General features: G+C 34.6%; 9 protein-coding genes and 1 pseudogene. 5 read left to right on the plus strand and 5 right to left on the minus strand.

Annotated features, from left to right (window positions below):
- The first annotated feature begins 14 nt into the window (after positions 1 to 14).
- Positions 15 to 143 (plus strand): hypothetical protein, encoded by a 129-nt coding sequence (locus Q4496_RS02500; RefSeq protein WP_289847514.1) that lies wholly within the window; start codon positions 15 to 17, stop codon positions 141 to 143.
- Positions 144 to 397: 254 nt separating this feature from the next.
- Here Q4496_RS02500 and Q4496_RS02505 read toward each other — a convergent pair whose 3' ends face one another.
- A complete protein-coding gene (locus Q4496_RS02505; RefSeq protein ID WP_303601119.1) occupies positions 398 to 2,716 on the minus strand; it encodes a helix-turn-helix domain-containing protein in 2,319 nt (772 codons plus the stop codon).
- Between the two features lie 386 nt (positions 2,717 to 3,102).
- On the opposite strand from Q4496_RS02505, the gene Q4496_RS02510 reads away from it, so the two are divergent.
- Both Q4496_RS02510 and add read left to right on the plus strand, forming a co-directional pair.
- Positions 3,103 to 5,988, plus strand: coding sequence for an insulinase family protein (locus Q4496_RS02510; protein ID WP_303609881.1), 2,886 nt, complete (start codon positions 3,103 to 3,105; stop codon positions 5,986 to 5,988).
- A 576-nt stretch (positions 5,989 to 6,564) separates the two neighbouring features.
- Entirely contained in the window at positions 6,565 to 7,587 is a 1,023-nt protein-coding gene (add, locus tag Q4496_RS02515; RefSeq protein WP_303609882.1) for an adenosine deaminase, read from the plus strand.
- Positions 7,588 to 7,655: 68 nt separating this feature from the next.
- Here the strand turns inward: add and Q4496_RS02520 are convergent, their stop codons facing one another.
- Both Q4496_RS02520 and Q4496_RS02525 read right to left on the minus strand, forming a co-directional pair.
- On the minus strand, positions 7,656 to 8,531 hold the full coding sequence (locus Q4496_RS02520) for a tetratricopeptide repeat protein (RefSeq protein WP_303609883.1): 876 nt from the start codon (positions 8,529 to 8,531) through the stop codon (positions 7,656 to 7,658).
- A 228-nt stretch (positions 8,532 to 8,759) separates the two neighbouring features.
- The gene (locus tag Q4496_RS02525) at positions 8,760 to 9,659 is read right to left on the minus strand and encodes a LysR family transcriptional regulator (protein WP_215971741.1); all 900 of its coding nucleotides are present in this window, start codon (positions 9,657 to 9,659) and stop codon (positions 8,760 to 8,762) included.
- A gap of 125 nt (positions 9,660 to 9,784) precedes the next feature.
- Between Q4496_RS02525 and Q4496_RS02530 the strand changes: the two genes are divergently transcribed.
- Positions 9,785 to 10,270: a VOC family protein gene (locus Q4496_RS02530; RefSeq protein ID WP_215971740.1), complete on the plus strand. Its 486-nt coding sequence runs from the start codon at positions 9,785 to 9,787 to the stop codon at positions 10,268 to 10,270.
- A 730-nt stretch (positions 10,271 to 11,000) separates the two neighbouring features.
- Positions 11,001 to 14,069 (plus strand): annotated as a pseudogene (gene amt, locus Q4496_RS02535) (ammonium transporter).
- Positions 14,070 to 14,183: 114 nt separating this feature from the next.
- Here amt and Q4496_RS02540 read toward each other — a convergent pair.
- The gene (locus tag Q4496_RS02540; RefSeq protein WP_303609884.1) at positions 14,184 to 14,750 is read right to left on the minus strand and encodes a UbiX family flavin prenyltransferase; all 567 of its coding nucleotides are present in this window, start codon (positions 14,748 to 14,750) and stop codon (positions 14,184 to 14,186) included.
- Positions 14,751 to 14,930: 180 nt separating this feature from the next.
- Positions 14,931 to 15,452 carry a non-heme ferritin gene (gene ftnA, locus Q4496_RS02545; protein WP_215971737.1) on the minus strand — a complete coding sequence of 174 codons (522 nt, stop codon included), beginning with the start codon at positions 15,450 to 15,452 and terminating at the stop codon, positions 14,931 to 14,933.
- Between the last annotated feature and the right edge of the window lie 82 nt (positions 15,453 to 15,534).

Consider the following 15,534-nt stretch of genomic DNA (forward strand, 5'->3'; position numbering starts at 1 on the left):
CATAAAAAGTGACGGTGCTAGCTAGCTTATGTGCAAGTATTACTTTTGCTAATACCGCTAGCGCAGAGTCTTCTGTATGGAAAGTTTCAAAAAATAGCGATGTTATTTATGTCAGCGGTACAAGTTTATCAGGCCATCCATAATAGTTTGCTGACATTTTAATGAGCCTTACTTAGCGAAGTGTAGATACTGTTATGCAAAGGCCCGTTCACAAAAAATCAGCTTATCAGATACATCGTATTGTGTGACCAGAGTTGAGCACTCGCATGGAATACTTTAATGAACCCAGATAGTGCTGATAGTTGAATTTAAGCGCTCCTTGAACGCAGGTATCGTTTACACAAAGGTACACTATACCTGAATGGTGATACGCTCGCAGAGCCGCTACTGGCTATGGTTAGGGCAACGGTGTAGCAGACCAAGAAATGCGTTGTACTTGTGTACTTCTTTCATTAGTTAGTGTGGTTAAAAGCTTGTTAGATGCAGCTTTTAGAACTATGCCCATTGAATCTTGAGGCAAGGCTATTTCTTCTACTTCACCTGTTAATATATGCATTCTTGCTAATGATAAAGGATCGCCAAGGCTATAAAAATAATCATCGCGCAAAGCAATTGAACACCAACACTGAGCTAGTGTAATCGTTATTTTCTTGGTAAACGCATTCTGCGTATTTTTATCTTGCTCATACGTTAAGTTAAATAATGTATTATCATTAATATAAAAAACCTCTCCTCGCTCATTTTTAAGTAATTTTTGACCACCTTCAAATGTTAGCTGTGTATTTTCTCTTGTGAGCAAATTAAATTGCCATATTTGACTTACTTTATCTTTTATTGTGGAATAAAGAATAGTTTTATCGTTATTTGACCATACATAACTACTTACTTTAGCTTGATCTAATTCAGGTATGCTATGTAATACTCCTGTTTTTAAATCAATAAATTCAAGTTGATTATTACGATTAAATAATAAGTACTCTTCATTGTCTGATAAGACTAAAACGTAAATAGCCTGTTGTTCTTCTGTTGAAAAATTACTAATTTGCTTTTCTGTACTGTCATCAGCTTGCCAAATTTGATATTGATTTGTTCTACTAGAGATAAAATAATGTGAGTTTTGCTGTTTTCTAGAGTAAGTAGGGTAATAGTCGTTACTATCAGAACGATGGAGCATAGTTACCTTTTTTTCACCTTTTGAAAATATATTATCAATTTGGGCCACTTGTGCTTGTGTGCTAGCAGCCTCAGATGAAAACAGTTGATTGCTATCGAGGAAGCTCATTCGACTTAAATATTTTTTTATTGGTAGCTCTATTGAATTCAAAGCTCGATTGTGAATATTAATAAAACTTAATGTTTTTTCTTGTAATACCCCAATATGTTCGCCGTCAGGCAGCCAGGCGATTGTTACACTCGATAATTCTTCGGCTTGCTCATATAGTACGCGTTGCTCACGTGTCGCAATATCCAGTAAATAAAGCTTTGCGGGACTATTTCGTTCATACCAACGGTAAAGTAATTGTTTACCGTTAGGTGAAATAAGCATGTTAGTTACACCATATTGAGCATCACCAGAAGGAACTAATACTGTGCTTTTTTGGGTTTTAATATTATATTGGTATATTTCCTGTCCTAGCTTTTTTTCATCTAATTCAATATAAAACATGGTATTACCGTCAATACTTAACTGCGCCATGCTACGTGCTTGCTTATCACACTCTTTGATAAGCCGCGGTTCTGGAATATTGTTAATATTACTCAAATCAAACGTTGCGTAGTGGCACTGAGATTTTAAATCAGTAGTTTCGACCAGTAAAATACGACTGTTAGGCTGCCACGACATAGCGCTTATATGCAAATCGTTATAAGTGAGTTTTATTTCTTGTTGGTTACTTAAGCTTTTTATATAACTACTGGTTATGCCGTTATTTTTATTTGTATATGCAAAAATATTTTTATCTGGCGAAACTAAAGGATGTGTTTCAGAGCCTATATTCCATGTTGCGGCGGTAATATTTACATTTTTTGCTATAACAGGCGTTATTTTTTGTAATGTTTCAATATCACTCTTATTCGTCTGCGTTGTGATTGCCAATGGCGTGTTAGGTTCATCGTTAACTACCTTAACGTCGATATTAAAGTCGATAAAAAGATTAATGGTCAGTAACAATACCAGTAATATTAATAACCAACGATAAGAAGAAAATTTAATAGCAGGTTTTAGTGTTTTGGTTTGAGTTGTATTCGCCGTAATAGTACTTTCAGTGTTTATTACTTTAGGCGATTTTTCTTTTATGTCATTGCTATTATCTAACACTTCATTTGTTGTGATTTGAGTGGTATCCAAATCGGTAGCTAAGTCTGTAGTTACCGCGGTATGAGCGGTGATATTTTCAGCGTCATTAATGACTTTTTTTGGTGTTACTGTGAGAGAGTAGCCTTTACGGTAATGCGTTTTGATTAAAGGGGCTTTATGCTCAGGATGAGTTAACTGCTTTCTAAGTTCTGATATCGCACGATTAATTGCATTATCATCAACAAAACTCTGTTGCCATACATTCTCTACTAGCTCTTGGCGAGGAATAATGCGATCAGGCTGACTGATAAAGTAGGTTATTAATTTAAAGCTGAGCGGATCTAACTCTCTTTCAATAACCTTTGAAGATATTATACAGCGAGCAGGTAAAAGTAACCAAGGACCAAGTTTATATTGCACATTTTATTACTAGAAATAACCAAGAATGAAAATTAACATTTCAATAACAATAACGCAATAAAAATAGATTAATTAATAGGTTAATTCGAAATGTTATTGAATTATAAGCTTTTGATAAGGTTTACTTCTATGATGTCAATATTCACTGTTTTTATTGTGCTTGTTTGTTTTTACTGTTTATTTTCAAAGGGTTGTTTTTTATTTTAGTGATGAATAGAATCCTAATGCTTTGGTAAGCGACTTAGTCAATCTTTTTGGTAAAATAGCGGTTGTTAACATAATTATAATCAGTCAAATTATTCAAGCTAACAACAAATAAGTAAATGGTACGCTAAATAGCAATACTATAGTTAGCTTGATTTATTCATATTTCAAGGGAAAAAAACATGAAAAAAACATTCACACTCAGTGCTATTGCGCTTGTTATGATGACCGCGTGTTCTCAAACACCTTCTACGCAAAATAATGCAGCAACTACAGTATTAGCGCCATTAACAAACCTTGCAGTAAGCCCTAATGATCAACGAGATTATCGTACCGTTAAGCTAAGTAATAACATTGAAGTGATATTGGTTTCAGACCCTACAACTAAAAAATCAGCAGCAGCATTAAATGTTGGTGTAGGCTTATTACAAGACCCTATGGAACAGCAAGGTTTAGCGCATTACCTTGAGCACTTACTATTTTTGGGTACTGAAAAATACCCTGAAACTAGTGAGTATTCTGAGTTTCTCAAAGAGAATGGCGGAACTTTAAATGCGTCAACATGGTTAACTTATACCAACTATATGTTTAAGGTGAATAATAACGCTTTTGATGAAACTCTTGATAGGTTTTCTGACTTTTTCAAATCACCAAAGTTTTACCCTGAATATACAGACAAAGAGCGTAATGCGGTTAATTCAGAATGGTCTATGCGTGGTGAGTTAGACTTTTTTGCACAGTTTAAATTGTCACGTAGCATGATGGGTGAACATGCAGCTAACCGATTTTTAATTGGTAATTTAGAAACGCTATCTGATAAAGAAAATAGTAACTTACATAAAGAAACTGTCGATTTTTATAATAAATACTATTCATCAAATATTATGAAAGTTTCAATGGTCAGTAACTTACCATTAGATGAAATGGAAGCCTTAGCAACTAAGCACTTTAGTAGTATAATTGATAAAAATATTGAAAAACCAGAAATTAAACAAACACTAGACTTTACTAAAGTAGGTAGTAAAAAAGTTTATTTCAAACCGAATCAAGATATTAAGCAACTAAAATTAGACTTTACCATTGCTAATAATATGAGTCAGTTTACCGTTAAACCTAATCATTTTATTTCATATTTGCTTGGCTCAGATATGCCGGGTACACCAGCACAAATTTTAAAAGCTAAAGGTTGGATAAGTTCATTAGATGCAGGCGCTTCTGCCAATCATTACGGTAATTATGGTGAATTCAGTATCACATTAGATTTAACAGATGATGGTATGGCAAATCGTGATGAAATAGTAGCTATGATTATGCAATACATTGACCTAATAAAAGCGAAAGGTGTTGATGAAAAATACTATAAAGAAATAAAAACAGCTTTAGATAACGAATTCCGCTTTTTAGAGAAAGGTGATGAATTTAACTATGTCGCTAATTTGGTTGATAGCATGCAAGATTACTCAACCAATTATGCGATTAATGCGCCTTATTATTACGGGCAATTTGACGCACAAGCTATTGAAAATGTACTCAGTCAATTAACGCCAGAAACATTACGTATTTGGTATGTGAGTAAAAATGAAAAAGTAACTGAAAAACAACACTTTTATCAAGGTGAATATCGTATTGAAGATATTGGCGCTGATGAAATAGCTAGCTGGAAAAACAACGTAACTACAGTACTTTCTTTACCGTTAGTAAATCGCTTATTACCTGAAAATTTCGATATAAAACCACAAAATTCAAACCAACAAAAACCTGAATTAAAAGTTGAGCATAATGGTGTGAAAATTTGGCATTACCCAAGTCAGTTATTCGCTGAACAGCCTAAAGGTATTATCAAAGTTGATATTAATAGCGGTGAAGCCATTGCTAATATAAATACGCAAGTAGCATTAGCTATTTGGCAAGACGTTTATAATTTAAAGCAAAGCTTGTTAATGTCTGAAGCGCAAGCTGCAGGTATTAGTACTAAAGCCTCAGCAGGTAAAGGCATGACATTATTTGTTGATGGTTTTACTGACAAACAAAGTACGTTATTAAATAGCTTATTAACAGATTTGACGCCAAATGTTGATGAGCAAAGTTTCTTACAAGCAAAAGATCGTTATATGCGCGATATTGCTAACATTCAAAAGCAGTTTGCTGTTCGTCAAATTGGTGGTGCTTTCACTAAAGTAGTTAGGAAAGATCAATTTGAAAATAGCGCATTAATTGAAGCGGCTAATGTTATGATGTTAACTGATTTTAATAAAATAGTTGCTCAAGTAACTAAAAACAACCAACCAAGAATTTTTGCTTTTGGTAATTACAGTCAAAAAGATTTAAAACAAGTAGCAGTACTTGTTAGTAAGGCTTTAGGCACGGATAAAAAAACCACAAGTTATGCTAAAAACGTGTATTTGAAACCAAAATCAGGGCAAGTATTAAGCTACCAACAAGATATTGCTGCAGCAGATATTGCTTTACTTGATGTGTATTTTCATGCAAAAGCAGGGTACCGATCACTTGCGACAGCAAAAGTGTTAGCTAATCACTTTACTTTTGAAGCTTCTAATCAGTTACGTACTGAAGAGCAACTTGGTTATGCGGTAGGAGCTACTGATATGGCGATGGATAACTACGCAGGTATTGGGCTTTATATACAGTCACCAGTGCTAGATTTAACGGCAGCACAAGCGCGCTTCGATAGATTTAATGTTGAATATAAAGTATTGCTTGATGCTTTAACGCAAGAGAGCTTTGATAAAATTAAAGATGGCGTATTAGTGAGTCTTACACAAGCGCCTAAAAATTTATATCAAGAAATTTCACCTATGTTTTCAGATTGGGAAAAAGAGAACTGGAACTATGACTCAAAAGCTAAATTAATTGAGCAAGTAAAAAGCGTTAGTTTAACTGATATTAAAAATTTCTATAAAGCTACATTGGCTAACCCTAATGCTGCACGCGTGAATGTGCAGTTACGTGGCACTAAATATCAAGATAAGCCTTTCGCAACGTTAGCTAATCAAATAGTTATTCAAGATGCTGCAACGGTTGCTAAAAAGGTTGATTATCAAAAATAAAGTTTATGATTATTATTGATATAAGTACTTACCATTGTTGTAAATAATATTTATCATAGTACTAAAATGCCAGTCAATGAACTTGACTGGCATTTTTTATGTGAAAATTTTAGGTTTAACCAATAATACCAATTACACTAACTAAGGAGCATTTTCAAATGGCCTTAAACCAGTCTCACAAGCGAGCAGAGAATCCCTGTTAATATTACTCTAAACATGATCATGGTTTAACAAAAGCTAACGTCAGCTTTTGGCTAGAAACCAAAGTATAAATTTAATCACTTGAAGCTCCCCCTTAATCATTTAATTTTATTACATGATTAACTTGTCGTGCGTTTTAATTGAATTTATTTGTCACTGTATGGTTACATCAGTCTATGGTTATAGCGACAAATATTTCTGTTAAACATTAGTCCTAAATATCGCACTAACACAGTGCGTGTACTCTTTTTTAGTGCATTTATTCTCACACTAATCACCAATATAAACTAGCTATACTAGTAACTAAAGCGCTGCGCTGTTGGTATCATGTTTGCTTATTCATTACTAATTAAATGAATAGAGAGTAATGATTACATGCAACGTTTTATTGAAAACATGCCAAAAGCTGAATTACACGTACACATTGAGGGTACACTTGAGCCAGAATTAAGCTTTGCACTGGCCAAGAAAAATGATGTCAAATTAAGTTATAAAACGCCTGATGAGTTAGTTGCTGCTTACGATTTTAATGATCTGCCTTCTTTTTTAGCCATTTATTACGCAGGCATGAATGTGCTGATAGAAGAAGATGACTTCTATCAATTGACATATCAATATTTAAGTAAAGCGAGAAGCCAAGAAATCTTATATGTTGAGATATTCTTCGATCCACAAGCACATACCGTGAGAGGGATAAGCTTTGAGACAATTATTACCGGTATCCACAAAGCGCAAGTTGATGCTGAGAAAAACTTAGGCATTAAAAGTCAGTTAATTATGTGCTTTTTACGCGATATGAGTGCTGAATCCGCTATGCAGCATTTAGTATTAGCAAAACCACATCTAGATTGGTTAGTTGGTGTCGGTTTAGATTCTGATGAAAGAAATAACCCACCAAGTAAATTTTATGAAGTATTTTCTGAAGCAAAAAAATGGGGTTTAAAGCTCACAATGCACTGCGATGTTAATCAAAAAAATACATTAGTACATATTAAGCAATGTATTAATGAAGTACAGGTTGACCGTATTGATCATGGAATTAACTCTTTAGAAAGCAATGAATTATCTGAGCTCATTAAAGAAAAAGACTTAGGACTAACCGTGTGTCCAGTATCGAACCAATTTGTTGTGCAATCACTCACTTCTGATGAAATACATCAAATGCTGGCCAAAGAAATGTTAGTCACCATTAATTCAGATGATCCAGCCTATTTTAGAGCTTATTTAAATGAGAACCTGATTGAACTTCAAAAAGAAGGAAAATTCTCTCAAGAGCAAATAATTACACTCGTAAGTAACGCATTTAAAGTAGCTTGGATAGATGACGCTACCAAAGAGGATTATTTGCAACAATTACAACACTATGTAAGTGAATACAAGTCACAGCATTTACATTAAATATAAAGTAGCAAGCGATAAAGACAAAAACCACGTATTGTATGACTTTTAAAATGACAATTTAGACTTTATTGACTAAGTTTAAAGTCTAGTTTTCTTACCTTGATATTAACACCAGAAGCCGTTAATTCTTGATAAAAGTCAACAATGTTACATGACTCAATCTGCTTGCAAATTATTCCATATTTTAAAATTGCAGGTTTATAACTTTGTAACGATGCTTGCTTGAGCCAATAAAGGGCTTGATTAAAGTCCTTTTCAACATGCTGTCCATTGATATACATTTCTGCAAGGTTAACCTGCCCTTTCGCATACCCCAACTTAGATGAATCCTGAAAAAACTCAAAAGCAGTTTTTAAATTAGTTTCGCTAAACTGTTCTATTAAGAAGGCTTCACCTTTACTATTTTCTTCTTTGCCATAAATTAAATAATTATTTGTTTCTTTTGGCTTATCTGGGCTGACGAAGTTACCAAACAACCTATTTCTTATCGGTCTTTTGGCTAAATAAATAGCTTGATTACTATACATAGTTTTAATTGTACTAAGCGGGATATCATATCTTTTAGACTCAAAATAATCTTTATATCTTAATTGCCCATATTGAATACTATTAACTGCTGCATTCTGATATTGATAGAAAAAACGACCATAAAGCAAGGTGATTATATCACCAGTAATATCGACTACCTTGGCAATTCTATATTTTTCATTAGGTCGCAATTTGTCACTTAACAACCTAAAGTCTAAGAAGTAAATATCATTGATTTTCGGCTTAGAAATAATAGCTAAAGTTTGCTCTTCTTCAATATTGTCGCTTTTATACACTAAAAAAGCTAACGATAAAGCCACACATAAGAATAAGAAAAAAATCACTTTAAATGCAGTAGTTACTTGAGGAAACCTAAAGGTTCTTTGTACTGTAATAGCTTTATTAACATACATAAAGTTTATCCCTATACTTCGCTATTAATTTAAGTGTCAGAGCTTGAATAAAATATAATAACGACTAACAAGGAAAAAAGACAATTTTCCTGTATTTATCGGTTATTTACTACAACACCCGATATAACTAGCCATTTAATATAGCTGCCTCTTCGTAATATTAATGTCATGGTTTTTAATAAAACTATATTAATATCTTATTGTTTAGCTAGTTAAAAATCTAAATATTCAACAAGACAAGTTATCAAAGTGCCCTTGTAGTGTTGATATCATGGTTTCAAAACGGGCGGGTAACACTCTATTTCTCTTTTTTACCCTGTATAGGGTTTCTATTACGGGTTTTTGAGGCTGAAATACCTTTAAACGCTGAGGCTCTTGGAACATATCAACGGCGCTTTTAGGCAATACGGTAAAACCTAACCCTTTCGCTACAGGCTCTAATATTTGGCTAATTTGATTAACATAACCGGTCACAGGGAGCTGCTCAATACTCAAGTGACTAAAATCTGATTCGTGACTTTGTTCAAAATACAAAGATAAATAATGTTTGGCATCGGGGTGATTAATAAGGCCAAGCTTGGTTAACAAGTCACCACTATCATCTTCAATTTCAACATTAGCAGGCAACACTAAACACAGCTGTTCACGACCTATTTCTTGTATATCGAATAAACTACTATTTGGCACATCGGTGACAATACCTAGATCAGTTATTCCATTTTGTATTTCATGTAATATTTGATGGTTAGGAGCAGCTTTTAACTGAACAATCAGCTGTGAATGTGCTACTTGTATCTCCAATAATTTGGGATAAAGCATCAAAGCCAGCGCACCTGAGCAAGCTAATCGACAATGGCCAACAAAGGGATTATCAAAACCGAGTTGCTCTAGTAATTCGTGTTCATTTTTTACTAGCTGTTCAGCGTATTGATAAACCAATAACCCTTGCTCGGTCAGATCGAAGCTTTTTTTATCTCGCTGAATAAGAGCCTGACCACAAGCCTTTTCAAGCTTATTTATGTGTTGGCTAACACCGGGCTGTGTCATAAATAGCTTATCAGCAGTTTTAGTAAAGTGACCAGTATCAATAAGCGTCACAAAGGTCTTCAACCAAGTTGGGTTTAGCATCTTAAACACCATTATTTAAAATTATCATTTTGATTATAATTGATAATTTTAAATAATAAACCTCCTATCATAAAATAACGCTATCAAATTAAGTAACGCATAAACAACAACGTTTGGAGTAAATGATGAAAATGAATCACGTAGGCATTATGGTTGGCGACATGGATAAGGCTGTTGAGTTCTACACAAAGGCACTTGAGCTGAAAATTGTAATGAATAATACTAAAGTGCTTGAGGAGCGTGAAACGGCTATCGGTAAAATGTGTATTGCTGTTTTTGGTGAGGGATTCAAAGGCTTTAACATTGCTCATCTAGTAACAACTGATGGCATTGGCGTAGAGCTATTTGAAATGAAAGACCGACAGGAACGTCATGAAGTTGATTTTACTCGACTGGGAATTTTTCACTTTTGTCTGCAAAGTGATGACTTTCAAAGTGTGATTGAGCGTACAGTAAAATTTGGTGGCAAAGTGAGAATGGACATTATGCGATACCACCCAGAAGATGATAGCAAACAGGCTAAAATGGTTTACCTCGAAGACCCATTTGGTAATTTATTTGAGCTTTACTCACACTCATATGAAGAAACTTACGCTACCGATTATGAATAATAAATAGACTACAGGGTTCGTGGTAAAAACAGAACCCTTTCGCACTTAACAGCGACAGCTAAACAATTTTATCTATTAATTGGTGCTTTAGCTGCATCGCTTGCTTAAATTCGTGCATCAACTCAAAATATTTACTTATAAAATTATTTCATATCAAGTCACTACACAACAATATCTGAGCCTCGACAATTATAACTTAGTGCACCAAAACTATACATTACGCTCAATTTTAGAGCACAAACACTCTACGACTAAACTTGTAAAGTTTGCCTAATGTTACTCATTAATAAAAGTTTGGCATTAGACGAAATTGTCTGCTGCCACTCAAATAAAGAGCAGAAAACAGAATTAAGTAGTTGCTTTAAAGCATATCTTTTATGTTTTTTATCTCTCTTATAAATATGGCACTGTTATTGCTTTTTCTATAAATAGTGCATAGAGAGCACTCATAAAATATAAGGTTATATGTTGTTTGCTCACCAACTAACTCCAACAAAATTTCTATTACGACTAAGCGATAGGGCGTCATAAGGAGAAAGCAAAGGTAGACTGTAACCAGGTTTTCACGCTCTGGTCAGCCTTATCCACAATACAAAACGTTCTAATTAACCATAACAGAACAGTGAAAATAAAATACTTTGATTCGACGTAAAGTATTGCCACATCCCGAATTATTTAGTCATAGCGCTGTGCCCTATGATAAAAAGTTACTGACTACAAAGGGAATATTATGATTGATAATCTATGGCTGATAATATCTGCCTTATTTGTTTTTGCTATGCAAGCAGGTTTTCTCTGCTTAGAGAGTGGTCGCACCCGTAGTAAAAATAATATCAATGTCGCGGCAAAAAACATTATTGATTTTATTTTATCCGCCTCTGTATTTTGGTTAATTGGTTTTGGCTTCATGTTTGGTGATTCATTCATGGGTATTATTGGTTTAAGCGGCTTTGTTTTTAGTAGCGAGCATACTGCTTTTCAGATTGCATTTTTTCTTTTTCAACTTATGTTTTGCGGAACAGCAGCAACTTTAACCTCTGGTGCAGTAGCAGAGCGTATGACATTTATTGGTTATGCCTACATTACCGTAATTTTGAGTACTATCATTTACCCTATTATTGGTCATTGGGCATGGGCAAGCGCATTTAATGATAAAAATACCGGCTGGTTAGAGGCATTAGGCTTTATTGATTTTGCCGGCTCTACAGTCGTTCATTCTGTTGGTGGTTGGGTGGCATTAGCCGCAATATTAGTTATTGGTCCACGTACAGGTCGTTTTACTAAAGGTCACTTATTCCCTTCTGGCAATAATATACCCATGGCTGCTTTTGGTGTTTTTCTTATTTGGTTTGGTTGGTTCGGCTTTAATGGCGGTAGCACATTAACATTTGATGAGAGTGTGCCAAAAATCATATTAAATACTATGCTTGCCGCAGTATGGGGAGGACTTACGGTAACAGCTATTAGTTATTACCGTGATAAATATCTTAATATTAGTATTACCTTAAACGGTATTATTGCTGGGTTAGTTTCAGTGACCGCTGCATGTCATATTGTTGAACCTGCTGAAGCTGCATTCATTGCCGTTATTGGCAGCATTATTATGTACCAGGGCAATTTATGGTTTGAAAAATTAGAAATAGATGATGCTCTAGGGGTTGTTCCTGCTCATCTTTTCGCTGGTATTTGGGGGACTTTAGCCGTCGCTTTGTTTGGAGATACTGAGTTAAGTATTGGTGCACAATTACTTGCGCAAGCTATTGGTATTGTTGTTATTGGTTTATATAGCTTTACGCTAAGTTATGCCTTAATTCGAATAATCAACTTTTATTCTCCTTTAAGAGTTTCGTTAGCAGATGAAAGCAAAGGATTAAATATTACTGAACATAAAGCCAGTACAGAATTAATCGATCTGCTGACTGATATGGAACACCAACAGAGCAAAGGAGATTTTACCAGCCCCGTCAAAGAAGAACCCTTCACCGAAGTAGGACAAATAGCCAGTAAGTATAATCAAGTAATTCAGCGCGTAAGCAGTGAAATGACAAGTCGCGATGAAGCAATAGGACAATTTAAAGTGAGTGAAAAGCGTAAAAGCTCCATTTTAGACTCTTCTATGGATTGTATTATCATTATTGATTGGCGTGGCTTGATCATCGAATTTAACCCTTCTGCTGAACGCACACTAGGCGCATTAAAAAAACACGTTAAAGGCGAGCGTTTTGCCGATCTTTTTGTTTTAGATAAAGATAAACAAAGAGTAGTTGATAGTATTGAACATGCCTTCACCACTCCTGAAGGCTTAATACTAAATCGACGAACCACAATGGAAATTAAACGCGCTACTAATGAAGTTTTTCCTGCAGAAATAACCATAACAAGCGCCAAATTAGGTAATAAATATAAAACAGAATATACCCTGCACATTCGTGACATAGCTAAAGATTTAAAGCTTAAATCACGGTTACAATTTTTAGCTTATAAAGACCCGTTAACGGGCTTATCCAATCGCGCTCATATGATGAAAGAGCTTTCCATTGCCATTAAAGTTTCACAAAAAAATAATCTAGATGTCGGTTTATATTTTTTAGATTTAGACAAATTTAAAAAAATTAATGACACATTAGGCCATAAGGCTGGTGATAAATTATTATGTGAGGTCGCTCGTCGTTTAAATGATGTCTCTAGAGACAACGACATTATTTCACGTTGGGGTGGCGATGAATTTATCTTTATTGTAACAGGCAAACTTGATGACAATATTATTAGGAACAAAGCTAAACAAATATTGGAAAAAATGAGAACACCCATTGAAATCAATAATAAAGGCTATGAAATTCAAACTAGTATTGGTGTTGCTATATCATCCAAAGGCCTAATCAACGCAGATGACTTAATTCAAAATGCTGATATTGCAATGTATAAAGCTAAAGATGACGGCCGAGATACTTATAAAGTTTATGATAAACGTATGGGTAAAGAAGCGGCTAAAACTCTTAACTATGAGCATGAAATTAAACAAGGTATTGAAAAAAATCAATTTACCCTAGTTTATCAGCCAAAAATTAGTATCAACGCCGACAATATCATTGGTTTAGAAGCCCTTATTCGATGGGAACATCCTGAAAAAGGTGAAATTCTTCCTTCTGACTTTATTTCCATTGCTGAAGAAAGTAATTTGATAAATGAACTCGGTGAGTTTGTTCTTTAAACCGCAATAGAACAACAGCGTAAGTGGTTATCAGAAGGACTTAATATTGTTCCCTTATCGGTTAATATTTCAGAGAGACATATACTTTCAGAAAACTTCTTACACTACCTAGAACAACAGTTAAAGAAAAATAATATTCAGGGGAAATGGTTAGATATTGAAATTACTGAACATGTATTAATACATGATATTGAGCAATGTGTCAGTGTACTTTCAGATATCAAAAAACTTGGTGTTACCATATCAATTGATGATTTTGGTACTGGGTATTCGTCATTAAATTACCTTAAACGATTACCGATAGACACCCTGAAAATTGATCGTTCTTTCGTACAGGAATGCAGCGATATTGATGAAGATCGTGAGATTTGCTCTGCCATTATTCACTTAGCTTCAGTGATGGGATTATCGGTTGTTGCAGAAGGTGTAGAAACTGAATCACAAGCATCAACATTAATAGAGTTAGGTTGTCATGTATTTCAAGGCTACTATTTTTATAAACCTTTGCCTTTAGCGAGAGTTGAAATGCTACTAGCCAAACATAATGGACCTTCATTAACCGAGCTAAAGCCCATTAGCCTAAACTAACATAGCCACGCTGAGAAACTTCCGTCATGATAAGAAGCTCCTATCCTTCAGAGCAGTTTCGTCATTCTGAGCTTGACTCAGAATCCCATATGTTATGCTGTAAAAGATCCCGTATTAAGACTTTTGCCCTGCCCAACGCTTAGTTGTACCTGTGTCGATATCAAACAAATCAAGCACCCTTGACACACTATGGTTAATAATATCATCTACCGTTTGTGGTTTATTATAAAACGCTGGCATAGGGGGAGCGATAATAGCGCCCAATTGAGAAGCTTCATACATTAGCTTGCAGTGACCTGTATGCAAAGGCACTTCTCTAGGCATTAACACTAATTTCCGTCGCTCTTTCAGTGTTACATCCGCTGCGCGCACTATTAAACTATCCGCATAAGAATTAACAATGGCTGAGAGTGTTTTCATCGAACATGGTGCGACGATCATACCGTCAACTTTAAATGAACCACTAGAAATATTTGCAGCTTGATTCTTATTGTTATGCACAACATCAGCTAAATCTTCAACATATTTAAGCGAATGCTCTGTTTCAATGCTAATATTAAGTCGCGCATATGAGCTCATCACTAAATGCGTTTCTACCCCCTCAATTTTTTTAAGCATTTCTAATAAGCGAATGCCGTAAATCACACCACTTGAGCCGCTTATACCAATGACTAAACGCATGAAAAAAACCTCTTGAAAACAAAAACAGTGATTAATATACGCAAAAAATACAGAAATAGATTTCAATTAATTGTGTTTTAATGATGTGATTATAGTAAATAATAAAATGATGACGTTGAACGTGGTAAACCACTGCTTCAACGTCTAAAGAAAAGCATATTTAAGGATTACTGCGCTTTATTAAGCTGTTTGCATAATACTTGGCGCTGCACCTTTAGCAAGCTCAGCTAAATCTTTGTCAATAAAGAATAAAGCTTTACCATCTTCGCCAACCATATCTATTTTATCTAAAATGCCTTTGAACAACTTTTCTTCTTCATGTTGCTCTGAAACATACCACTGTAAAAAGTTAAATGTTGAATAGTCTTGTGAAGTAAAAGCAGTGTGCGCTAGTTCATTAATCGCCTTAGTCACTAATTGTTCATGTTCATAAGTTTCACGAAACACGTCACCTAACGAGTCAAAATCAACTTTAGGCGCTTCAATAGTCCCAATAATAGGTAAAGCGCCCGTTTCACTTACGTAAGTAAATAAACGTTTCATGTGGCCCATTTCTTCATCAGCATGCTTTTGCATAAATTCAGCAGCACCTTCAAAACCTCGATCTTCACACCAAGCACTCATTTGTAAATAAAGGTTCGATGAAAAAAACTCTAAATTTATTTGTTCGTTTAGCTTTTCAACCATTGTAGCTGCCAACATATACCTACTCCGTTACATTTATTAAATTCTTTTCCTGCATTTTACACGTTTTACTACAAAAAAAAATCTATGACTGGCATGA

Source organism: Colwellia sp. 5_MG-2023 (assembly GCF_030547795.1).
Lineage (GTDB): Bacteria > Pseudomonadota > Gammaproteobacteria > Enterobacterales > Alteromonadaceae > Colwellia.

Bases quoted from the DNA above. Each gene is read 5' to 3' on its own strand.
- Q4496_RS02525 (WP_215971741.1), bottom strand. From the start codon at position 9,659: ATGCTAAACCCAACTTGGTTGAAGACCTTTGTGACGCTTATTGATACT.
- ftnA (WP_215971737.1), bottom strand. From the start codon at position 15,452: ATGTTGGCAGCTACAATGGTTGAAAAGCTAAACGAACAAATAAATTTA.
- Q4496_RS02520 (WP_303609883.1), bottom strand. From the start codon at position 8,531: ATGTATGTTAATAAAGCTATTACAGTACAAAGAACCTTTAGGTTTCCT.
- Q4496_RS02540 (WP_303609884.1), bottom strand. From the start codon at position 14,750: ATGCGTTTAGTCATTGGTATAAGCGGCTCAAGTGGTGTGATTTACGGC.
- Q4496_RS02530 (WP_215971740.1), top strand. From the start codon at position 9,785: ATGAAAATGAATCACGTAGGCATTATGGTTGGCGACATGGATAAGGCT.
- add (WP_303609882.1), top strand. From the start codon at position 6,565: ATGCAACGTTTTATTGAAAACATGCCAAAAGCTGAATTACACGTACAC.
- Q4496_RS02510 (WP_303609881.1), top strand. From the start codon at position 3,103: ATGAAAAAAACATTCACACTCAGTGCTATTGCGCTTGTTATGATGACC.